Consider the following 23457-nt stretch of genomic DNA (forward strand, 5'->3'; position numbering starts at 1 on the left):
CTGCATACTCAAGTGTGCAGGCTTGTATCAGACTAGTGCGCTTCACGAACTGGATGGCAGTAAGTTTCTTTAACCAGGAAAGCCAGTATAAGAGCAACAAGGGAGCAAAGCGGTAATATTTTTAATCCTGCCTGAAAATCTGTTAATAATAGATTTTCGAGATTATAGGCCCGTGCACCAGCGGCTTTATCAACCAGCCATCCAACCAATGGCTGCATGCAGGCTCCAACAAAAATTGACGCCATATTGGTGAACGCTATCGCAGTACCCAGCACTTTACCATTCTGAATTTCAGTGGAAACCGCATAAGCAATGGCTACTCCGGTGTTAGTTACTCCAAAAGCGAAAAACAGAAAATAGGCTGTGGAAGTGTTCATATCAGGGATAAAAACAAATAGCGAACTCAGAATCACACCAAAAATTGCTGAGGCAATCATCAAGGGTTTCCGACGTCCTATGCGATCTGAAATCCAGCCGGAAAGAGGTCCGCTAATCCCCCAGCCAATGAAGATTAATCCAGTGGCAAAAGCGGCTGCATGCGCGGATAAGCCTCTTCCATATTGCAAATAAGCCGGACCAATTGCTTCACCAATCACGGCAGTAGGACCGAACAAAAATCCGGCATAAAGCGCATTCAGCCAGGTTTGACGGTGCTTGAGCACTATCATCAAACTTTGAAAAATACTGAGCTGGGAGGCCTGCTTTTTAATTTCCCGGCGGGGAATTCCCGGTTGATCCTGCACAAATTGATAGAGTAATCCAGCGAGAGCAATGAACAGAAAGGCAATGATCAGCATACTATGACGCCAGCCTACATTAGCGACCAGGAAGGACACTGGCGCCTCACCCGCAGCAGCCCCCAGCATTCCCAGAGCCTGCGTTAAACCGGATAATAGACCGAGCATCGCAGGCGGAAACCAGGAAGTGGCCAGTCTTAAAGAACTCACAAAGGCGAAAGCAGCACTAAAACCAATCAGCATACGCCCTAAAGAGGCCACCAGCAGTCCATCAGCCAAACCAAAAACGCAACAACCCAAGGCGGTAATTAAGGACATTACAGTTAATATGCCGCGGATGCTCAGGCGATCAACCGTCAATCCCACTGGAATCTGCATGATGATATAGGGAATGTAAAAAGAGGCGGTCAGAATTCCAAATCCGGCTTCGTTGATGCCAAAATCAATTTGCAGGCTGCGATGCATCACTCCAGGAGCAACACGGGCCATGTAATCTGAGAAGTAAAAAGCGGCAGCTAATCCCCATACCAGCCAGGCAAATGCCAATTGCTTTTTATAACCTATTTTTTCACTTTGAGAGAGGGCGATTTTATTCATATATTCACTGTGGTTGCTAAGTTAGTCCATTAGAATCTATCACGCGATTTCAATCACTAAAACTCATCACTATGATTAAAAAATCAGCAGACTTGAGTTTACATTATACTGAGAACCGGTCATTTTTCAACAATTCTACATAGTGCTCAAAAGCCAGCACAAATTCAAGTTTAAATTACTGATGCAGCCTTTTTATGTACAAATGACTAATGCCAGTCGCGAGGTTCCAGCGGAATAAGAAACCACATGATGAGATATAAAAGAAACGCGGCCCCGCCTAAAAGAAAGAATAACACAAAGGCAAAGCGGACCCAGAATGGATCGACTGCGAAATAAACAGCCAGCCCTCCACAAACACCTGCTATTTTTCTATCTCGTCGTGACCGCCACAGCTTACGGTAAGAAGGTTGAATTGGTTTCATAATAGTCTTCTGATATGAAATTGGATGATGAGTGTAGCAGGCCTGGAAGGCGGAAATAAAGACAGTGTTTAATACGCCCCAGGATTGATTAAATTTATACACCCAATGCAAATATTAGCTTTTTTGGTTACAAGATGTATAATAAGCCCAATTCTAAGCCCGGGACTTAAGAATGGCCCCGGGTTTGTCTTTCAGTTTATGAGGAAATCATGCCTGGTAAAAATCAAAAACCACTTCACCGCTCCCATAAAAAGATTGCTGTAATGGATAGTCTCAGGAAACCCTGGCAAGAATTGCAAGCCCTTTATACTCGCAAACAATACTGTTCGAATACAAAGTCGCCAGAAAGTATTGCCTGCGAAAAAACGATTGCTTCATTAAAACCTGAATCAGTTTCCAAGGCTCTGCCTATTGCTGTGGATAAAATAACGCCTAATCCTTTCCCGCGTAACCAGAAACTTTTTGATTTCTGTAACAACATAGCCCGACAATTACTAGTCAAAAACCCTCTTGGGGATGAGGATATTGCCAATATCTCACGCGCAGTTATTATTGCCAATCAACATCATTTACTGTCCTTTCTCAATGATAGCCCTAGTGGAAGTGAGAGGGATTTTTTATCCTTCGTTTTTTGGAAAATCTGCCGTTTGAAAGGTGTTCAGGATGATGCGCAAACCACAATACTCAAAAATCAATTTAATAAAATCCTTTGGAAAACCTTTGAAGAATTATCTTTTATTAAGGTAGAGATCGATTACTCAACTGTCGCTGAAAAATTACTGATGGACAGACGCAATACAATTGGGGATTATCTGACTGAAGACAAAATCACCGAATATGAAGAAGCAGGTTTTGCAATTCAGAAAGTGAATGTGGTGCCTGAGAAATTTAACCCCAAAATTATCAAAATTGATGCGGAAAGGGAACGGGTTATACTAAATGCGAAGAATATTAGTGAGCAGTCAACGATTGTACTGGATGCCCAGACTAATAAAGTTCTGGCTGTGTTATTAAAAGATGCGATCAATCAACGAGAACAAGATTCAATTTCCGATTCGTTAAAGGAATTACCTACCACTGTATTTGCGGGCGGCTCTGATTTCAATAAGAAAATCAGAAAACAAAATCCCGGTAAAGCAATAGGCAGCGCCAGTTTCGGATACCTGCGCCACTACGCGGGGCAGGCAAATCATCTGGCTCGCCATCAATTTGACAGCAGGCCTATACTCGAAAAATTAAGTCAACTCAGCGACAAGTTGAATCTGCAGTTTAAAATGTTATTACCCGCAACCTTCAGGCAGACTGCAAAGGCAATGATTCCTTTCAAAAAGGCGGGATTAATGCTGACTCCTGATAATATCTATACCACAGTGCAATACAATCGGGGAACAAAGCAGGACTTGCATCGAGACACCGATCCTGCAAACTACAGTGTGATTCTGGGTGTGTCCCTAAAGCCAAACGCAGCAATGGGTGCAGGGACCTGTTTTTTAGAATGGAAAGACCTGGTAACCGGCCAAATTCTTCGTTTTAATCTGAACGACCGCGATGCCTTGATTGCTGATACCGATTATCTACACTGTGTCTATGGCGCGACCCAGGACGCTAAAAAAGCGGATATATCAACTGATCGAGTTTCTTTGGTTTTCTACACCCATAATGTTCTGAAAAGAACCAGAGTATTTTATGGCTATGATTCTGAGACCGAGCACTATCCCATTCCCGAAGAGACCATCATGAAGAACGATCCTCAGGGAGAAAAAATCACGGTACTGGCTCGAGATAGTACTATTGTCTACGATCCCGAGAACCCTGAGCACGAGGATGAAAGAATCAAAACTATCAGCAAAACAACATGGTACAAGAGAAGACGAGCAAAAAAAGCTAATGAGAAGCATGAGGCCGCTGTTGAATCGGCAGAAGTGCTCTCCTCCCTTTGCGAAAAAGCGGAAGATCTGGCTCCATCAGACGAAGAACGCTCTACCGTGATGAGCACGGTTTGTAACGCTACCGATGAAGATGAAGAATCTCCAGACTTTTTCAGCGCAGCAAAACGACGCCGTAAAGATAAAGAACCCGAGCTGGAATATCGGGATATTTCAACAACTCCCGAGTGCTCCGATGACGAAATGGAAGACCTGATGGAGACTTGCTCTCAAACGCTTGCAGAACTTTCAGCAAGCCAGAATAAGCCCACTCTCAGCACGAACCTGCCGGCAACCCGTAGACAAAGGGGCATTGTTTCGACAAGCTACAGCGGTATCAATCACAATACAAACTTCCCAGCGACCCGCCGGCAGAGAGGTATGACGTCAGTAAGCTACCCCGGTATGTTCTTCCATGAACAAATACCTGCTCAAGCTAGTACGAGTACGGCAGCCCCTGCCATTGAGTCAAGTGGCTTAAAATTGTAGAGTCATTCATGAGACGAGAGCTAATCCAGAGTGCGGACGGCGACTCTGGATTGCGTTGTTGCATAAATGATATAGCTGTTCAAAGTGTCTTTGCGAGCGTCAGCGAAACAATCCAGATCCTTACTTTGTTCAAGATTCGATTTGGATTGCTTCACTCCGTTCGCAAAGACGAGAGGTTTTCTATTGAGGCAACCATGCCGCTCTGGAATTGAAATATGAGCATCACTTGGAATTACTTTGTTCTTCCAGCCCTTCCTCAATAATCGAAAGTCCAATTTCCAAATCGCTCACTTGAGTAGTCAATGGCATCAACAGACGAATTACATTCCCATAGGTTCCGCAGCCAAGCACCACCAATCCACGTTCCAGGCAAAAACGTGCTAAAAGAGCCGTCGCTTCCTTGTCAGGCAACTTACCCGCCTTGTCCTTCACCAGTTCAATGGCTCGCATAACTCCCAGACCGCGAACATCGCCGACAATAGGGTATTTTTCTTTGAACTCTCCGAGTCTTTGCTCAAGTACCGCAGCGAGAGCTGCGACATTAGCTAAAATATTGCCCTCTTCAAATAACTTGAACACCTCAAGCGCCGCAGCGCAGCTCAAGGGGTTTCCTCCAAAGGTTCCCCCTAAGCCGCCCTCCATAGCGGCGTCCATCATTTCAGAGCGTCCGGTTACTGCGGCGATAACCGTTCCGCCGCCTAAGCCCTTGGCGGTGACCGTGAGATCAGCCATTACGCCCAAGGTGTCCATAGCGAACAGCTTGCCGGTTCGTCCAAATCCTGACTGAATTTCATCCGCAATTAAAATGATCTGGTTTGCTGTGCAGAATTCGCGAAGTTTACTGAGGTAGGATGCGGGAAACTGCAGAAAGCCTCCCTCGCCAAGAACAGGCTCAAGAATCACCGCAGCCACATTCTCCAGGCCTACACGAAAATTGACCAATTCAACAAAATCTTCAAAGGCTTCTTCCGAGCAATGCTGCCCACACCAGCGATATTCATAGGGAAAGGGAGCCCGATGAACCTCTGAGAGAAAGGGGCCAAATCCATGCTTGTACGGTTTATTTTTTGCGGTCAGCGCCATTGCCATATAAGTACGCCCATGATAGGCATGATCAAAACAAATGATGGCTTGCTTTCCACTATAAGCACGGGCAATTTTGACGGCATTTTCAACGGCTTCCGCGCCTGAATTCAAAAGTAATGACTTTTTTTTAAACTCCCCTGGCACATGGTGATTCAGCTTCTCACAGACTCTGATATACCCCTCATAAGGAAGAATATTGAAACTGGTATGCATGAATTTTTCTGACTGCTGTTTAACGGCCTTCACCAGAGAATCAGGGCAATGGCCCGTGTTGACCACTCCAATTCCAGAAGAGAAGTCCAGAAACACATTGCCATCAACATCTTCCACAAAAGAACCCTTTGCCCTTTCCACAAAAACAGGCGTTGCGTGAAAGGGTCCACGTGCGACATGCTCACGGCGCTCTTCCATTAATTGCAGCGATCTTGGACCCGGGATTGACGTTTTAATTCTGATTTCGTTCATTCATACCATCCAATGGGGGTTTCATCGAGATTGATGTTGACCTGCTTCACTTCGAGATAACTTTCAATGCCATACAAACCCAGCTCGCGCCCTGAGCCACTTTGCTTATAACCACCCCAGGGCATTTCATTATAGGTCGGGTGGTAATGATTAACCCATAAAATTCCTGCCCGCAATTGCGATGTGACTCGATGCGCCCGCGTCAGATTATTGGTCCAGACAGCAGCAGCCAAACCATAGTTTGTATCGTTAGCAATCTGAATGGCTTCTTCCTCTGTATCAAAGGGAATCACCACGAGAACCGGGCCAAAAATCTCCTCTTTTGCGATACGCATACTGGGGTTTACTTCATCAAAAATGGTAGGCTCGAGAAAATTCCCTTTTGCAAACTCCTCAGCTTGCGGTCTTTTCCCGCCACAGAGAAGTTTTGCACCTTCCTCTATACCAATCTGAATATAGTTTTCAACTTTCTGCCGGTGTGCGCTGGATACCAGCGGGCCCATTTTAACACCAGCACTTAGACCATGTCCGAGTTTAATGTTTGGAATTTTTTTCAGCATTCCTTCAAGCAATGCCTTGTGAATAGAGCGCTCTACTATCAAACGGGAACCGGCGGAACATACTTCTCCCTGATTGGCAAAAGCAGCAAAAAGAGCACCATCAATTGCCATTTCCAGATCACAGTCAGCAAACACAATATTGGGATTTTTTCCTCCCAGCTCGAGAGAGATTTTCTTAAGGTTTCCGGTTGCCGCCTGCATAATTTTTTTGCCGGTAGCGGTTCCACCAGTAAACGCGATTTTATCGACCAAGGGATTGCTGCTTAGCTCCTCGCCTACCCCCGCTCCGGGTCCTGTTATCAGATTGACAACGCCGGGGGGAAATCCACATTGATCAATTAGTTCAAATAATTCCAGCGCGGTTATAGGAGTTAATTCCGAGGGTTTCAGTATCACGGTGTTCCCCGCCGCTAAAGCAGGCGCCAGTTTCCATGCAGCCATTAACAGGGGGAAATTCCAGGGGATAATTTGCCCGCATACGCCAATTGGTTCGCGCACTACATAACTGAATGAATTGGCGGGAACCGACATGGTTTCGCCATGAATTTTGGTAGTGAGCCCGGCATAGAACTCAAAACAGTTAGCCGCATCAGCTACATCGTACTCCGCTTCCGCCAGTGGTTTTCCGCAGTTTTGGGTTTCAAGCTCAGCCAGTCTGGCGGCATTATCCCGAATTAAATCAGCTAGCTTAAATAAGAGTTTACCGCGATCAAGAGCAGATACTTTTCGCCATTCGCCCTGATCAAAGGCTTCGCGCGCAGCCACAATGGCGAGCAGGGCATCTTCTTTACTGCTTTCCGGCACTTTGGCAATTAAATCACCATTACCGGGATCAATAATATCGCGGGTCGCTCCATTTTTTGCCTCGGTAAACTCCCCATTGATATACATTCTATAGGTTTTCATGTCTTAAGCCCCATCTTTCAGTCCATTTTCTATGGAAAGCATTAATTTTACTGTTTTTATTCAAGTATATTACATCCCATTCAATTTATATTAGAATCAAAAATAATATATTTGTTTAAATTTTGCTTATTTTAGCTTAATATTACCCCCTTTGAATGAATGATTATTAAGAGGTTGTCTGTATGCGCCTTACGCCGTTACATGAGTATCACATTTTAATGGCTATGATTGAATTTGCTAAACAGTGCTGTTCTCCAGAAGAGATAACAAGCCTTATCGACAAATCAGAAATAAAAAACGTGTTGCTGCTCATGCAAAATTCTGAGAAACATAATGAGCTTTTCAAAAGTCAAACGGTGCGCACTAAGCGTATTTTATTCGCCCTGCTTTATCAGATTTTTCAAATTTCACCGGAAATTCTCGATTTCGGAACTTTTTTCACTGATAAAAACCTGGAAAAAGTGCTCAAGGGAAAATCTACAAAAGAAGGTACGGAGCTAATCCAGAAGTATGTGAATACCAGACTGGGAGAAGCCACTGGCATAAACCATAGCCAAACGAGCGAACCAAGCTCTCCAAGAGGACAGTTTACAACGCCGTTCACGCTTTATAACTCATGCCCCAAGTCGCCTCCTTTGTCGCATAGAACAGGGGTAAACCCGGAGAAAAATATTATTGAAATGCTTTCCAGGAAGGGATTCACCACCATCGAAGACTTTTTTGAGGGCTTATTTTCCATCGATAAGAAAAAAACGGCCGAGTTTATTTTAAATTTAGCGCGCAGAAAAGATAAAGTATTTACACAGGCCTTTGAAATATTTCAGCATGCTGAGGGACAAACTCGCCCAATTTCAGAAATTCTGGCGGATCAACTGTCAGATGATGAAATGTTGACTGTATATAAACACTTATTGCGATATGAAGACTTAATGACATGGTGTCGCGGGAATAACTTACTTGCCCAATTGCTTCAGCTGCGATTAGGCAAAGAAGAGCACGCAGGATTTAGACAATTTATTCTGGAACAGACTTCGACTTTGACCTCGTTTTTCAGAAACTTAAATATCAATGAAAAGACCTATTCCGTCGGAAGAGCAGATTTTCAGGCATCTCCAGAGGCAATCGAGTCCCTGCAGCAGCAATTTAAAATAGTAATGGAAAACATACTTTCTCCTGCTCGATTCCCATCAGTAATTCAGGAATTTTTAAAACTGGCTTATTTTGATCTTCGCCAGAAGGATTCTGATCTGGCAAACAGCCAGCGCATTTTCCTGGCATTCATTTTATTGCGTTTTATTAATCCTGTTATTTTTTGGGAAAAGATGAACACTGATAATTCATCTCTGAAAATTTATCTGAGTATTCTTTATAATGCCATCCAGTCAATTTCCTCGCCAAGTTCCGATAAAGAACCCATTCAAGGGGAGCGAAATGTGCAAATAGAAGTGTTTGATCCGGTTACTCGCGATGAAAATTATAGAAAAATGGTATATCAGCAGATCTTCACAGGTCTTCAACTGGAAACGGATGCTCAGACTCAGGGCCATTTGACAAATCCCGCCGAGCAAGCCGGAACTGAGAATCATAGCCTTGAGATACTGGGTAAATTAGTCGATGATTTTTTTGGTTTAAAACTTAAAGACAATGGCCATATAGAACCTCGTTCAGAAGGCCGGCGCAAAGCTCAATCGATATTCAAAACCTTGCCAGCCATTTTACCTGACGACTCAAGTACGGCCCCTACGAGCTCCATGTAAAATGCAATAAGCTGTATTATTCTTGTCGTCTTTGCGAATAAAGTGAAGTGTTGGATTGCTTCGCTGGCGCTCGCAAAGACAGCTTCTTAAAACGTAGGGATCGGGATTAAAACCTTAAGTCAGCGCCTTATAGGGGTTAAGCAAATACCCTGTTAATCGAAAGGCTCACCGCTTGGGTACTCAGACGCTGGTTTGTATTAAACGATAAAAGCCCGCCATTGAAACCCTCGTTTATTTCAGGAGAAAACGATATCACATGGTTTTGCTTATAGGTCTCTGTTTTTGAGTAGGTGTAATTAAGCATTAAAAACCAGGAAGGGTTGAGGAAATACGCAACGCCTGCCTGAACAGCGCCGCCCCACAGCCATTTCTCATCAGAAAATCCATTCAGATTACCAATATAATAACCTGACTGCGTATCCGAGCTTCTGTATACACTATGCTCAACCTTTTGCAAGGAAGGACCTGCGCCCACATATAGAAAGCTATTTTTAAAGGAATGACCGATAAATACTGGCAGCATCCATTGATTATTCATTCTGGTTTTAAAGCCTTCCACCTGTAGCTCATTGCTCACCGCTTCGACAGGATTAAAAAAATGAATCGATGCCGCGTTGTGAGTCACATTTAACCTTGAATTGTGATATGTCAACTCAAGCCCCCACAACCAACCGCTGTCAGCGAATGCTTTGAAATAACCCACTTGCGCCATAGGAATCAATCGATCCTCTGACTCAGAGTAGCTATTTCTTGCCCCTGAATAGATTCCCAAGGGCGGAAAGCCGCTAATCACGTTCAATTGGGAAGAGTCACTGGATTTGACTCGCAATGCCTCATAAGCTCCGCCAATGCCGATGAACAATCCCCCGACATGCGGCGTTGCAACCTCACCCATACTGCCTGCAATCGCTGCCGGCATAAAAAGAGTTAATGCCAACAGGCTAACACCATTGTACTTCATATCAATCGCCGCCTTAGTAATAACAGTTATTCAAGTTATCATTGGGACAATTACAGCTTCCAGAGAAAGTAATATGTCCATTTACAATCGATTGCACCGTACTGGTACAGGACGGAGTTCCTCTAATGGTAATTGTCGCGCCAGGAAATACCAGATATTGAGGCCAGGTCGCATCTGAAGGCCCTGGTTGTCCGTTACTGCTTGCAGTAATGGTTGAAACCGCTCCGGTGGAAGGATTGGTTCCTCTGATGACCAACGTATAGGGATGGGCAAAGCCTACGATAGTTAACAGGCTGCCGCTGGAAAAACCCTGACAGCCCTTGTTCGCTACCATGCTGTTGACGGGTACTAAACCTGCCGCTTTCTGGAAACAGTTTGAATCAAAAAGCCCGTAATGCCCCTCAGCTGAAGTACTGCCTTTATTTGGCTCGTCGTAGGCTTCAAATGCAAGGACAGCAATGGGATAACCGGAAAAGGCAACAAAATTCGCAGCACTCGCCTGATAGAGAGCCTGATAATACGTGACTGCATTGGCCACACTGGGAAGACATGGTCCAGGAGAGTTACAGGCGTATTCACCAGTAGAACCGGCTGTTGCCCAGCCTGTTTCAGCAGACATCAGTACTCTTCCCGGCGTGTAAAAGGGCTGCTGTGCAGCTGCCGGCAAAGCGGGAGGATTAGCCGAGCCTACTACCCGAAGATAATCCCATGCCAATGAGTTCTGTGCTTGATTCTGAGAGCTCAGGGGCGGCGTCCAGACAGCAGTTGCCGGAGGAACTCCCCATTGGAAAGGATAGGGATCAAAAGCCAGTGGAGCCGTTGGCGAATAGCTGTTGACCAGGGTAATCATGTCATTCGTAATTTGCACACTGGGAGTAACCAGATTACCGCTAATTAAAGCTGAGCTGACCGGAGTGCTAAGGCCTGCTGCGCCCAGAGTAGACTGCAGCGCCGCTACCGCAGACGTCAGATAAGTGACATTAGATGTCACTGGATTGTTACAAGGCGGAATAACATTGCCTGCCTCACAATAATTTTCATGGCCTGCGAATACTAAAATCACTGTATCATTAAAAACCGCCTGTCCAACCCGCGCAATCACCGCATTCAGGGTTGCCTGCGCACAGGGAATGTATCCCTGACCTGCTGAAGGAATTGGACATCCATTCACCGGTGAATCGGCAGGCTGCTGCGGAATCACCGCTTCATAAATAACTTTCATCCCCAGGGCATTCGCCTGCTTGATGATTTCTGCCCAGGAATAGACTGTGGTCTGATAGGAACGGACCGTATAGAATCCGGCTTCCCGCAATTGCAGCAGTTCAGCATAGACATTGCTAATAGGAGCACCCGTTCCATCGTTGCCGACAATAAATACATCATGATTATTCTGAGCGACATTACCGGCATAATGATTAGGTTGATAATCAACCCCTACCAGATGATTAAAATTATAAGCAGCGTGGCTTGAAGCGGAATAAAACAGAAAAAACGCTGGTAATTTCTTTAGTGCAGACAGCATTTTGATCATCCCTGTACTGAGTAAAAACTTAAAGGCGCTGTACTTTAACACGAAAATTCGTAAAAAATACAATAAGATTTTTGCTTAGCTTTCAAACGTGAAGGCGTAAAAGCGCAGATGAGGAGTAAGCGCCTTAATCGTCACAATGCCCTCCTGTGCTTTCTGATGATTGAGAAGCTGATAAAGCCTGGCTTCGGAGATAAAAATTTCCGATTTCTGGTGCTGATTATTAATGACTTCAATCTTTCCTGTTTGCTTTGAAGAATTCTCAACGACAAGGAATACTTTTTTCGCCTGATAGTGTAAGGTTAGCTGGCTGCCTCCATCGTCATTTTCAATGTATTGTGGAGTCATTTGCCAATGGCCGATTAACTGCCAATAATGCAGGGGGAGTGCTCCTGAGCGGCTTTCCCGATCGGCTCTGGCAGAACCCAGATAGGTTTCTGGTGTTTGATTTACAGCGATAGGTACGTTAAATTCTGATGCTTCTTTTTTATTAAGACCCAACAGATAACGAATATTATTTTCAATGACATCATATTCCCCTTCACCAAAGTTAATATATACCACTTCTCCTTGCTGATTAATCAGGTAATGAGCAGGCCAATAATGATTATTGAAATTCTGCCAGGTTAATAATTGATTATCTAATGCGACAGGATACGTTAATCCAAATTTCCTGACCGCCTCTATCACGTTTCTAAGCTGCTGTTCAAACCCAAACTCCGGCGCATGAATACCGATAACAACCAACCCCTCTTTGTTATATTTTTGATACCAGTTTTCTATATAGGGCAAGGTCCGTATGCAATTGATACAGGAATAGGTCCAGAAATCCACTAAAACCACCTTTCCTTTCAGCGATTCCAGAGTCACTGCGGGCGAATTTATCCAATGACTTACCCCCACTATCTGTGGTGCGGGATACGACACTGGCAAAGCATTTATTAATTCATTTTTCGTCACCTGTCCTGGATTGCTTTCTTCTTTGACAGAAGTCCACTGACCGATATTAACTCCTGATAAACCCAGTAAAGCGAAGCTGATAACCAGTACTCCCATGCTGCGCTTGATTAGAAGAGTATGACGATTAATTGCCTTAAGATTATGACTAAAATATCGCCCAAAATAGCCGACCACTAGTAAAGGTATTGCCGTACCAACACTAAATGCCACAACAGTCAAAACAGCTTGCCAGTTTGTTTGTGCCTGGATAATCTGAACCAGGGCGATCGCTAAAATAGGACCCGCACAGGGCGTCCATATTAATCCCAGCAAACTACCCATAACAAAGGCTCCGCCAGGCTGTTCTAAAAACCGTGCTTTGCTAAGCTGCTGCGCTTGATTGGCTAATCGATTGGTGTAGCGGGCAAATTGTTCCTCCAGGAGGGGTACAAGCATGATAAATCCCAGTATAAGCAGCAGTAAATAAGCAAACCACTGGATTTGATCCAGATGAACGCCTGTTGCAAACAGTAATTGCCTTGAAAGCAGAGAGAAGAAACTGAAGCTTAAAATGAAACCTGAAACAATCTGCAGGGGACGCAATTTTCCCCCTGTAAGAGAGGCGGCAAACATGAAGGGTAAGATCGGTAAAATACAGGGAGAAAAGGCAAGCCCTATCCCTTCAAAAAATGCGAGTGCGGTTTGGACAAGATTCATTTTAATATCTAATGTTAATTGCTTATTCCTTTTTCGCAATTTAGTATGGCGTTTTCTAATTATAGACAGTTAACGCACAGTCAGGTGCTCCATTCGGAGCAAGCCTGAGCTGATTTTCTATTAATACTGCTTGAAAAACTCCAATTGTTCTTTTAATACAAAAGGTGCTGCATCGACATGATCCTGGGACTCACTGACCGATTTAATGTACACAAAATCACTTAACTTGCGAAAAACATCATAGGCAATTTCCGCCCCATGATACGGAACATCCTTATCCCCTTTTGTACCCACGAGCAGCAAAGGTGCGGTGGGCGTGAAATCATAATGATTGAACAGTTGTTTAAGCTTTTCGGAGTTGGTGTCACGTTGGTTAAGAATTGCATCAAAAAACGCGGGCTGAAGAAGCTTTACCGGATCTTTTGGCAGGGTATCCAGAATTTCTTCATTACTGTGTTTACCATCAAATAATTCAGGAACGAGAGTGTTGTAAGGAGGGATAAAAATTTCGTCCAAACTGGTCCAGTAATGTTTGTAGTAATGTAAGGAATAAAAGAAATAAGCCATATACGCACTGGCTCGCGGACCTGGCCGCAAAAGAATAAAGCGTATTGTTTCTTCCCAGTCATAGGGAGCAGAGCCCAAGGCAACCGCGCTGATGGGCAGATTGCTATACTCTTTTGCCAAGAGCTTAAACATCACCAGCGTTGAAAATCCGCCTTCAGAGTAACCGGTCAGATAGAGCTTTTCATTGAGAGAATAATTCAGTTGCGCCGCTAATTGCTTCGCAGCTAACAACATATCTACACTGCTGCCAGCCAGCGTTTCAGGCTGTACATAGGGATGAAGCGGCAGCTCATTATCCCCCAGTCCAAGATAATCCGGCATTACGGTCATGTAGCCGCCGTGACTACCGAAAGCCGCTAAAATCATGTAACTCTTTTCCATGCTCCGCGAAGGAACATCATCACGATTAAACCGCGTACCATGCTGATAACTGACTACACTCACCGCTTTATCCGCAACAATCGGCATAGCAACCAGACCGGAGGCGATAGTTACCCTGCCATCGGGATCGAGGGTTTTATAATGGATTGAGTAAAGATTCAAATCGTAATTAGCCTCCAGCGTATCAAGAGGCACTGTTTTCTGCAGCACTAAACGGGCCGCACTCTGAGGAAACATTCCCAAATATGCATGATCCACAAGCTGGCCTTTTTCCGTTTCCAGAACACTGGCATTGCCATGGAAACTAAAAATACAGAAAGCCACACTCAACATCCTTTTTACCCAGTGCCTTAGTGACATTGCTAATCCTTTTAGAAAAAAGGCAAATGATGGCATTTTCATCTTTGGAAATCAAAGGTTATGAAGATCGATGATACGTCGTAAGCGTAGGTTGGGCGCGTCGCCCAACATTTCCTTTACTTTGCTTACTATAATCAAGCTGGCTTATTCGAGCATTGGGAAATTTGTAAATATGGCGTCCTTTTGTTTAATTTGATTAAAACTTCCTGCAAAATTAGGGGCTTTATAAATCAATATCCAGAACGCAATTTTCTATACTAAGTTCCCCATCTCTAAACTTGGTTAAATAGGAAGTCACATTGCTATCAAATGCCGGGTTTAATCTAAAACGAATCACAAGGGTGTTATCGCCTTCTTTGACAAGTCCAGTGTTTGATTTGCTATCATTGATTTGAGTTAAAAGATATGAATATTTAGCATATCCATCATCACGAGCCACCAGAATATTTTCAGATTCTGCCCGGATCTGACATACCGCTTTATATTGTATTCCACTCAATGCATATCCAAGCTGAACAGGAGTTTGCTTGGGGGCCTTTTCAATGGCGGCGGCATACACGGTGCCAGCAACTGACAAAGTTAAACTGGAAATTAAAAGTGCACTTCTTAAAAACATTTTTTTTCCTCATTTGAACTGGAATTTATCCAAGTGACCAATCGATGCCCGATTGTACAAAAAATGTCTATTGCTGTCAAAGCGGCTGTTTTTTTACCGAAACAAGGAAAAACACCCCGATTGCTCAACTATTAAACATGCTCTATGCTAATAAGGTAATCCCTTCATTTGGAGAGATCCATGTCCAAAAAACACCATTCCAAAGAATCCAAAAAGCTGGCAGATAAGCATCTGGAAAAATTATCTGGAGGCGTCTCTGACAGCAGAAGAAAAACCCATACTCCAAGCGGTCTGCACAGAAGAAGTAAGAAATAGCAGAACCTGGCCCTTTTTCTCTTATTAATCAGCGTGGATAAACCGCTTTTTCGTCCGACTCAGGCTCAGCGCTTAAAATGTCCGTCACATCAACCAAGGGTTCCTGGAAACCAAAAAAATGAAATCGAGAGCGCGCAGTTTTTTTTAGCTCTGGATGAAGCTGCTGAATAGTCCTTGCCTGTTGCGTAAAAGAATGAGCCAGTTTATAGCTATCAATCGCTTTTTTGTCACCCTGGTTATGACATGCCAGATAATCCTCAGATAACTTGCCCTGTAATAATAATTCAAGCAACTCAGGATATACATCGGGATGGTCAGCGCTAATACTATGCTTGCTGTTGAAATCAATTTTGCTTAATGATTCAGGCAATTGCTCATATAATAAATCGGCATTAATCCGAGGCTCAGCGACATAATCTCTCGAGCCGGAAATACAATAAATCGGCAACGATTGATACAGCTCTTTATTCGCTGCAATTTTATCTAACAAATTGAACTGATTAAAATGATGACTAAAAAAGTAATTCAGTACCTCTAAAGAACAGCCCGTGAGTGCGTCATACATTCCCGCATAAGAGGAGGAAACCCAACTTAAACCCCATAAAATACCTCGAGCCAAATCAGGATGGCTCATCATCATTTGGCCAACCCAACTTTCCTTCATGGTTTCATACTCATCTGCATATAAAGGGGCTAGACCACAGGCAATATGTTGTTGATAGTCCAGTGCGTTTTTAATTGTTCCAGTCATTAGCGCATTGACGGATTGTTTTAACTCTTCAAAATCCGCACGATTATAATAATTTTTTTCCACATACGCGGCGCTTTGATTAATCGCTTCGTGGCTAATCGGGCCTACAATAGAAATAAGCTGATTTAATTGAATAGCTGAATCCGGATTATTTATCCATTGAGGCCGACAGGGAGGCATTGACATGGCAGTCATACTTCCGAATGAACGTCCCATTAAGCGTAAATCCATGCGCGAAAGATTTAATTTTTCCTGCACGGCCTCAACGACCTGCGCCGCAATTTCAGCATAATTTTCAACGGTGAATTCAGTTTCAAACTCTTTAGCCCTATCACTCTGGCCGCAGTGCAAGGGATCAAATAATATATAATGACAAGGAGTATGGCCAGCCTCTTTACTGGCTTTCGTCAGGCTTTCTGCCAATTCCTCCATAGCAACATGAGTAAACCCTGGCCCGCCGGGAATCAGCAAAACATAGGGCGCATCATCTGCTTCGTCACCAGTAACCTGACAATAAATCTCATAACCTTGCTTAATTTTTAATTTTTCTTTGAGTAGATAATTTGTCATTTTTTTCCTTAAAAATACTCAGCGTGTTCGATTAAATCATACTCTTATCAGAAATCGAAAGATCTTGAATACTATCAGGCGTCCCATACTCCATCAAAATGCAGTATAGAACATGGGAGTGTTATTTTAGCATTGGAGAGGGTAACTCAGACTCAGGGGTATTTTCTTGTTCAAATTTTTGAAGTCTCTGTTCATATTTTTCAATCTTCATTTTCAGAATTTCCATTTGAACACAGTAGTAGTTAATCTGCGCTTCACAGCGCTCTACTTCTTTATTTGAACCAAGATCTTTAAGTTGAATAAGCTCTTCTTTCAGGCCATCTAATTTGGTTTTGCAATCCTCAAGTTCCGTCTTATGGTCATCTATTATTCCACATAGAATAGAGATATTCTTTTCTGTTAATAGCTTGTTTTGCTTTTGCAACTCATCTCTGGCAGCTATAGCCTCTGATAATGCTTTAGGATCCAGAGGAGTCTTGATATCATAAAATTTAAACATAATTCGCTCTTATTGGTAATTTGAAAGCCATTCTAGCATATTTAAAATCATTCCTGGAAGTTGATTAACTTACGATATCTAGCTAAACCTTAGCGTCCAAAAACGAAGCATACTGAGATTTTAGAAATATTTAAAGGCAGCGCTCTGGGGAGAAGCAAGTACTTCTATACAATTAGTGTCATAGCGAGTCTCTATATACTCGTGTTTCCCAAACCATTCTGCAGGTAAGTGACTGTAATCATACTCCGACACTTTTAAACCCAGGTGATATTTGTATCCGTTCACAGAAAGCTCTCTCGAATTAAGCAGCTCTATTAATGGCGTCGATAATTGATCGCTCTGGCCTCCCATTCCTTCTTGTAATATAGAGTGCAATTGAGACTCGTACTGCTCTGGACATTCCTGATGGATCCTCCACAAGCAATTACTTTCAGCCTGGTAAATTTCTTCAATCAAAAAACAGCTTAGATTCAGAGAGTGGTTGAAGTTATATTCGGAAAAAAGTGTCATGGCCTGACCAGTCAACAAAAAAATCTTTGCTATGTCATTTTCATTTAAAAATGTCAGATAAGCCATCAAATCATTTCGGGAATTGAAAAGTTCAAAAACTTTACTTAAACAAAAGCGATTAATTGAATAGAGATCCCCATATATAATCGCATCGCTTTTATCGATTGTAATTGTAAAAGGATTGCCTGATAAGGAAACAGTTACTTCTAGTTTAGGATTGTCGCGCTCCTTTTTACGTACATCTATCGTCAAATCGGAATTAATCTTCAGACGCCTTGAGAAAGGAGGGGCAAAAAAGTCAAAGAGCTTAAAAAATTGATTATATTTTCCTGGGCATAGTACTTTTTGAAGATTAATAGTTAATCGGAGTAAATCCCGTCTGATTCTCTTGTTTCTTATCAGGGCTACATCATCCACAAGTGCGGGGCATAAACAAATGACGCTGCCATCGCCATTTACCACATCACCAGTATTCAATGCATTTTTTTCAAACGAAATCCCCTTCTCTTGAATGATGTGATTACCCAAAAGCAGCTTATTCCGGATTATGCTCTGCAGATTCGACAAGGTCGTCCAATGATATACCTTGTGATTTATGATCGCTAGCTGCTCTGTGAGTCTTAGCAATACTCGCCGTACAACTGAAGGCATATCTTGTGGAAAAACAATATGCTCACCTCTTTGCGCCTGCTTCATGAATATCTCTGCATGCTGTTTTTCTCTTAATTTGCTGAATTTGAAAGGGCCCTCTATAAGATCCTGTACAACTGAAAAAAAACTGATTTTGCAGGGTTTTAGATAATGATCTATCTGCTGTTGCGTAAGAGGGCTATATCCGTATTGTTGAAGAATAGTTAACCAGTCCGTTTGCTTGTTTAAATAGAAATCATCCAATACCGTTAATTGTAGTTTTTTTAAATCAAGGTCAAATTCACTATCACTGTATTCTTTACTTGGATCCGCACAAAAAGCCTGATACCTGCGAACCTGAGGTAAAACACTATCCAGTACATTCCTGGCTGTTTCGCGATTAACTTTTTCAGATGAGCAATCAAATATAAGTTTTTTTAGATCGGGAAGTGGGGGTGGAGTAAACATGCACTAATTTGGTATAACAGAAATTAACCATTATAACAAAAGAACCGCGATATCAAAAACGGGGTGAAGGTGAGTTATTGATCTCTTTTCTACTTGTTTTATAGCTGCGAGAAGCGATAAAAATGACATCTCTCTTAATTGAATTTAAATAACCAAGGCATTTTTATGTGGCGTTTTTTTCATAGATCATTATCTCCTGGGTTTAAAACAAATTTAAACCTGGCTCGGCATTACCACTCGGTTCGATCCACCAGTATTTCTGGCAATGTATTAATTGCAACCAGCAACAATAAGAACTCTGTTTTTGAAAATGTGCAACAATTGATTCAAGCCATTCCGATAAAAATGCATGGACACACTTTACGCGTTATCATTTTAGATCCCACAATTGCCTCTCCTTCTGGAGAAGTTAATCCTTTTTCCCCACAAACCCATATCGCTACTGCTTTGTGTGTGGTGGATAAGCATATTCGGATAATTGATAAAACTCAGATTGCATGATTTTTGATCGCAGTACCTTGCTACTCCAGGGCGATGCGAAAGATGAACATTTAAACATCATCTACAAGCAGCAGGCTTTTCAGGCCAGGGCCCTCTTTCGCCCCTCTTTGGTAACCTATGCCTGGATGCTATCCAACACTTTAAATGTAGACGGTCTGCGTTTTTTTGCCTTTTTAAATGCTGAACGAAGTATTGAGCTAGAGATTCAGCATCTGACACAGCTGCAATCAAGCTGGAAATATAAATATGCAAAATATAACCGAATGTCAGCTAACTGCGGCCACCCAGTGCTCGAGGCGTTGACCAATTCACCGAGTCGTTACGGTTTAACTCCTCAAGAAGTATTTTGCCAGGCCTTCCTTTATCACAGCGCTTATGAAAATAAGCCCACAGTGGAAAAAGAATTATCGGATTTTGGTGTCAAAAAAAATCCGATGGAGGGAGGCATTGATTATCTCAGTGAATCAGTTAGCGTAGCCTCTTTAAGATAAAAATCTATGATCAACTTCAAACATCGCCACTACGATAATTAAAACCACTAAACCCAGTGTGCGACGAAAGTAATTCACTCCACTGGTTATTTCCAACCATGCCCATGTAAAGATAAAACCAAATCGGAGCATGTTAAAAATATGATGCACTCCTGGTTGATTGCTGCTCCATAAAAAATCCAGTATTGCGAATACAAACCACAGAATTAACGGCCAATTAGGGAACTGAAATATCACAATTCGATTTTGTCTGTCTCTAAAAAAATCAAGGAATTTATACATGTCTCTCTTACTCAATAAATAGGCGAGGATGAAAATATCTATTTAAGCATACGAAACCGTTGTTGCGTATCCTTCCCTTACAATTGTCTGAGTAGATTATAAATGGATTGGCAGTATGGCTATTATTTTTTCATGTTGTTTATCTAATTGAGCTTATCTATAATGCTGTTTTTTCCTAATCATTAATCAAATTCAATAGTGGAATATTTTTAGGCAAGTAATAATGATAATTGAAAAAGCCATTTTGTTTCGATATAAGAAAAACGCTACAACAGATGATCCAGATATCGATTTATTATTTGATGTGATCTCACAGTATATTAAGGAAATGAATTGGATATATGAAGGCCTTGCCTCTCAACAAGAAATTCACAAATTACGGGAACAAAGAAAACTCAAAGTTAACTGTTTTATGCTAACTAATTTTTTTATTCACATGTCAAAACAAATTGGGATTTCTCCTGATGAGTGTTTTCCAGTGACTATTCCTAATTTTGTTAGCACTACAAATGATCTCTATATTCAGGGATCCTACAAACCCTTTGATCCAACATATTGTGCTAACAGTGATGGACTTTATGAATTTGATGTTCATTGTATCGCAATGGTCAACCATGCATGTTTTGACCTCCTGCTACAAGCAAAATATCCTTTAGTTAATGATGGAGCGGATATTTATTCTTCTCTGAGTTTAACTATGGGCAATGATCAACTTGCTGATTTTAAATTATCGCTGCCTTATTTAACAGATATAGATGAGAAATGTCCTTTAACTGGCTGGACTTTGCTACATCAGGCTTTAAACCAAGGAAAATTTGATTTTGCTTTAGAGTTATTGAAAAACGGCGCACACGATAATGTTTTCGATAATGCTCGAACTACTCCATTGGATATTTTAAATAATCGATTATATGATCCCTCAGTGTCTCTGGAGTTCTTAAGTAAAGCTAAAGAATATCAAGACTTAAAAATCGAATTGATCGTGAAAAAAAGAAAAGAACAATTAGAAACTGAAAACAAGGCTGCAAGAACTATCCAGTCCTTCTGGCGAAAAAGACATAACACATCAAACATATCCGAAACACAAGAACTGAGCCAAAATATTGATCTTCAATTCAATTTTTAAATCATATTTATCTCAGTTTTTTTATTTTTTTGCAGCAAGAAAATATGAGTTAATCAGAATAGGCTGCTATGTTTTTGATACTAAAATCTCGTCTCGGTGATTACTGATGTGTCCTATTGGCTTGGCCACGTGAGGGGCTACTGACAAATGAATTCCTGGGCATGAAGTTATCAGAAAGAAAGCTCCCGCAAAAGATACAGTTCATATTGTTATTCTGGATATGCATGATAGAATATTGAACATTTTATCTTTTGCTGTTGGCCAATGAGTCTCGATTATTATTATCTGAATCAGCTTAAGAAAAATAATCCTGCATGGCGATTATTGCAGGCCGATCATGCGCCATTGATAGCCAGTTTTTTACACAAAGCTTTTATTCAAACTAATGAACGCATTTTAGCTCAATCTCAATTGGTTTCTATTTTAGATGATGTTTTGTTTCAACTGAAAAATGAAGATGGATCTGCGCTTTTTTCAAAATCAGCAATCTCTTATTTGGATGACTGGTCGCAAAATAATAAGGGCTGGTTATGGAAGTTTTATCCTCAAGGATCTGATGAGCCTCATTATGATTTGACGCCAGCGACTGAGAAAGCATTGGTTTGGCTTGAAAATTTAGCAGAAAAAAACTTTGTAGGCACCGAGTCCAGGCTTCTAATCGTTTTTGAACTGCTGAGGCAAATTGCTCATGGCGTAGAAACCGATGTAGAAGTGCGTATTGCTGAGCTGGAGAAAAAAAAACGCGATATCGACAAGGAAATTCAATCGCTTCGTTTGGGTGATCTTGCAGTAATGGATGATGCTGCCTTAAAAGATCGATTCTTTCAAGTGCAGTCGACCGCTCGGGAGTTGTTGAGTGATTTTAGAACGGTAGAACATAATTTTAGAGTGCTTGATCGAGATGTCCGCGAGCAGATTGCATCCTGGGATGGGAGTAAGGGCCAATTATTGCAACAGATTTTTGGTGAGCGGGATGCGATTTCTGATTCCGCTCAAGGCCGCAGTTTCAGGGCCTTTTGGGACTTTTTAATGTCTCCAGCAAGCCAGGACGAATTAAGCGCCTTGTTACAACAGGTGACGCAATTGGAATCTCTGGCTGAGTTTACCAGGGATACGCGTTTACAGCGGATACATTTTGATTGGCTTGAAGCTGGGGAATATACGCAAAGAACCGTTGCTAAATTATCGCAGCAATTGAGACGCTTTTTAGATGATCAGGCCTATCTTGAGAATAAAAGAATTATCCAGATTCTGGATCGGATTAACCTTCATGCTTTGCAAGTTAAGTCACACCCTCCCAAAGAGGATTTTATGAACCTGGATGAGGCTTCTCCAGCCTTGCATGTACCTATGGGCAGGCCTTTGTTTACCCCGCCGACCAAGATCAAGTTGCAAACCCATATGTATACAGATGAACTCGACAATATTGTACCTGAGACTTTATACAACCAGATGGTTGTCGATAAAGAGGAGTTAATGGCACAAATCAAGCGTGCCCGGGGGCTTTCTCCACAGATAAGTTTGGCTCATGTAATACAAATGTATCCTTTAGAGCATGGTTTGGCCGAACTTATCACCTATTTATCTATTGCAGCCAATGATAAACATGCAGTATTTGATGAAGAGGTTAAAGAAGTGATTTCATGGTTTGACGAGCAAGGTATCGTGCGCCAGGCCTCTCTTCCAAGAATTATTTTTACCCGGACCTGACATGAACGAAGAATCCAATACCCTGTCTCTTGTTTTAATTAAACTGTTTAAAGGTGTTTTATATTTAGAGGAAGAACCCTCCTTATGGCAGCATTTGCTTAAACTGCAGACGAAAGTGCGAGATTATGTTCGAATCATAGGTTTGGATTTGGTCTTTTTGGAGGATGAGGGTGTTGCCTGGCTTAAACCTAAACTTGTTGAAGACGGCGAGGAGCCTTTGCCATCACTGGTGCCTAAACGTCAGCTGTCCTATCCCGTCAGCTTGTTGTTGGCTCTTTTTAGACGCAAATTAGTGGAGCATGATGCCAGCAGTGGTGATTCACGCCTTATTTTGAATAAAGAAGATGTTGTTGAGCAGCTTCGTCTATTCTTACCGTCTGGAAGTAATGAAGCCAGAATTATGGATCAGATAGATACTTATATTAATAAAATTGTTGAGCTTGGCTTTGTGCGCCGTTTACACAATGACAGTTCAAAAATCGAAGTTAAGCGTATTATTAAAGCCTTCGTCGATGCCCAATGGCTGCATGATTTTGAGCAAAAATTGCAAGCCTATGCACTGCATGCTGGCGCAGCGCAGGGGAATTAATC

General features: G+C 42.2%; 20 protein-coding genes. 8 read left to right on the plus strand and 12 right to left on the minus strand.

Translation table 11 applies throughout. The annotated features are described in order from the left end of the window. Positions 1 to 32 precede the first annotated feature (32 nt). Together DYH61_RS13475 and DYH61_RS13480 are read right to left on the minus strand one after the other, a co-directional pair. On the minus strand, positions 33 to 1334 hold the full coding sequence (locus DYH61_RS13475; RefSeq protein WP_058507197.1) for an MFS transporter: 1302 nt from the start codon (positions 1332 to 1334) through the stop codon (positions 33 to 35). Positions 1335 to 1540: 206 nt separating this feature from the next. Continuing rightward, on the minus strand, positions 1541 to 1756 hold the full coding sequence (locus tag DYH61_RS13480) for a PspC domain-containing protein (protein WP_058507321.1): 216 nt from the start codon (positions 1754 to 1756) through the stop codon (positions 1541 to 1543). A gap of 209 nt (positions 1757 to 1965) precedes the next feature. Here DYH61_RS13480 and DYH61_RS13485 point away from each other — a divergent pair, with 209 nt between their 5' ends. Further along, positions 1966 to 4170, plus strand: coding sequence for a hypothetical protein (locus tag DYH61_RS13485; protein ID WP_058507196.1), 2205 nt, complete (start codon positions 1966 to 1968; stop codon positions 4168 to 4170). 222 nt (positions 4171 to 4392) lie between these two features. Here the strand turns inward: DYH61_RS13485 and DYH61_RS13490 are convergent, their stop codons facing one another. Both DYH61_RS13490 and DYH61_RS13495 read right to left on the minus strand, forming a co-directional pair. After that, entirely contained in the window at positions 4393 to 5721 is a 1329-nt protein-coding gene (locus tag DYH61_RS13490) for an aspartate aminotransferase family protein (protein WP_058507195.1), read from the minus strand. After that, positions 5718 to 7187 (minus strand): aldehyde dehydrogenase family protein, encoded by a 1470-nt coding sequence (locus DYH61_RS13495; protein WP_058507194.1) that lies wholly within the window; start codon positions 7185 to 7187, stop codon positions 5718 to 5720. Before DYH61_RS13495 ends, DYH61_RS13490 begins: the two co-directional genes overlap by 4 nt. Before the next feature lie 182 nt (positions 7188 to 7369). Here DYH61_RS13495 and DYH61_RS13500 point away from each other — a divergent pair, with 182 nt between their 5' ends. Beyond that, positions 7370 to 8944: a hypothetical protein gene (locus DYH61_RS13500; protein ID WP_103989281.1), complete on the plus strand. Its 1575-nt coding sequence runs from the start codon at positions 7370 to 7372 to the stop codon at positions 8942 to 8944. Between the two features lie 136 nt (positions 8945 to 9080). On the opposite strand, the gene DYH61_RS13505 is transcribed toward DYH61_RS13500, so the two are convergent. The 5 genes from DYH61_RS13505 to DYH61_RS13525 form a co-directional block, all read right to left on the minus strand. Further along, a complete protein-coding gene (locus DYH61_RS13505; protein ID WP_065236125.1) occupies positions 9081 to 9905 on the minus strand; it encodes an outer membrane protein in 825 nt (274 codons plus the stop codon). A gap of 13 nt (positions 9906 to 9918) precedes the next feature. Then, the gene (locus DYH61_RS13510; RefSeq protein ID WP_058507192.1) at positions 9919 to 11427 is read right to left on the minus strand and encodes a glycosyl hydrolase family 17 protein; all 1509 of its coding nucleotides are present in this window, start codon (positions 11425 to 11427) and stop codon (positions 9919 to 9921) included. Between the two features lie 84 nt (positions 11428 to 11511). Then, positions 11512 to 13089 carry a cytochrome c biogenesis protein CcdA gene (locus DYH61_RS13515; protein ID WP_058507191.1) on the minus strand — a complete coding sequence of 526 codons (1578 nt, stop codon included), beginning with the start codon at positions 13087 to 13089 and terminating at the stop codon, positions 11512 to 11514. Between the two features lie 120 nt (positions 13090 to 13209). After that, positions 13210 to 14397 carry an alpha/beta hydrolase family protein gene (locus tag DYH61_RS13520; protein WP_058507190.1) on the minus strand — a complete coding sequence of 396 codons (1188 nt, stop codon included), beginning with the start codon at positions 14395 to 14397 and terminating at the stop codon, positions 13210 to 13212. Positions 14398 to 14620: 223 nt separating this feature from the next. Beyond that, positions 14621 to 15013: a hypothetical protein gene (locus tag DYH61_RS13525; RefSeq protein WP_058507189.1), complete on the minus strand. Its 393-nt coding sequence runs from the start codon at positions 15011 to 15013 to the stop codon at positions 14621 to 14623. 180 nt (positions 15014 to 15193) lie between these two features. Here DYH61_RS13525 and DYH61_RS15925 point away from each other — a divergent pair, with 180 nt between their 5' ends. Further along, entirely contained in the window at positions 15194 to 15328 is a 135-nt protein-coding gene (locus tag DYH61_RS15925) for a hypothetical protein (protein ID WP_256595716.1), read from the plus strand. Positions 15329 to 15356: 28 nt separating this feature from the next. On the opposite strand, the gene DYH61_RS13530 is transcribed toward DYH61_RS15925, so the two are convergent. From DYH61_RS13530 to DYH61_RS13540, 3 genes are all read right to left on the minus strand, one after another. After that, a complete protein-coding gene (locus DYH61_RS13530; protein ID WP_058507188.1) occupies positions 15357 to 16649 on the minus strand; it encodes an alpha/beta hydrolase in 1293 nt (430 codons plus the stop codon). 121 nt (positions 16650 to 16770) lie between these two features. Further along, positions 16771 to 17148, minus strand: coding sequence for a hypothetical protein (locus DYH61_RS13535; RefSeq protein WP_058507187.1), 378 nt, complete (start codon positions 17146 to 17148; stop codon positions 16771 to 16773). 120 nt (positions 17149 to 17268) lie between these two features. After that, entirely contained in the window at positions 17269 to 18756 is a 1488-nt protein-coding gene (locus DYH61_RS13540; protein WP_058507186.1) for a hypothetical protein, read from the minus strand. 165 nt (positions 18757 to 18921) lie between these two features. Between DYH61_RS13540 and DYH61_RS13545 the strand changes: the two genes are divergently transcribed. The 5 genes from DYH61_RS13545 (at position 18922) to DYH61_RS13570 (ending at position 23455) form a co-directional block, all read left to right on the plus strand. After that, positions 18922 to 19257 carry a hypothetical protein gene (locus DYH61_RS13545; protein WP_058507185.1) on the plus strand — a complete coding sequence of 112 codons (336 nt, stop codon included), beginning with the start codon at positions 18922 to 18924 and terminating at the stop codon, positions 19255 to 19257. Beyond that, positions 19254 to 19748, plus strand: a complete 495-nt coding sequence (locus DYH61_RS13550) for a hypothetical protein (RefSeq protein WP_058507184.1) — start codon at positions 19254 to 19256, stop codon at positions 19746 to 19748. Before DYH61_RS13545 ends, DYH61_RS13550 begins: the two co-directional genes overlap by 4 nt. 505 nt (positions 19749 to 20253) lie before the next feature. Then, complete coding sequence (locus tag DYH61_RS13560) at positions 20254 to 21156, plus strand: ankyrin repeat domain-containing protein (protein ID WP_058507182.1); 903 nt, start codon at positions 20254 to 20256, stop codon at positions 21154 to 21156. A 264-nt stretch (positions 21157 to 21420) separates the two neighbouring features. Beyond that, positions 21421 to 22866, plus strand: coding sequence for a DUF3375 domain-containing protein (locus tag DYH61_RS13565; protein ID WP_058507181.1), 1446 nt, complete (start codon positions 21421 to 21423; stop codon positions 22864 to 22866). A 1-nt stretch (position 22867) separates the two neighbouring features. Further along, entirely contained in the window at positions 22868 to 23455 is a 588-nt protein-coding gene (locus DYH61_RS13570) for a DUF4194 domain-containing protein (protein ID WP_058507180.1), read from the plus strand. The last annotated feature ends 2 nt before the right edge of the window (positions 23456 to 23457 follow it).

The organism is Legionella quinlivanii, assembly GCF_900461555.1.
In the GTDB taxonomy this organism is placed as follows: domain Bacteria; phylum Pseudomonadota; class Gammaproteobacteria; order Legionellales; family Legionellaceae; genus Legionella_C; species Legionella_C quinlivanii.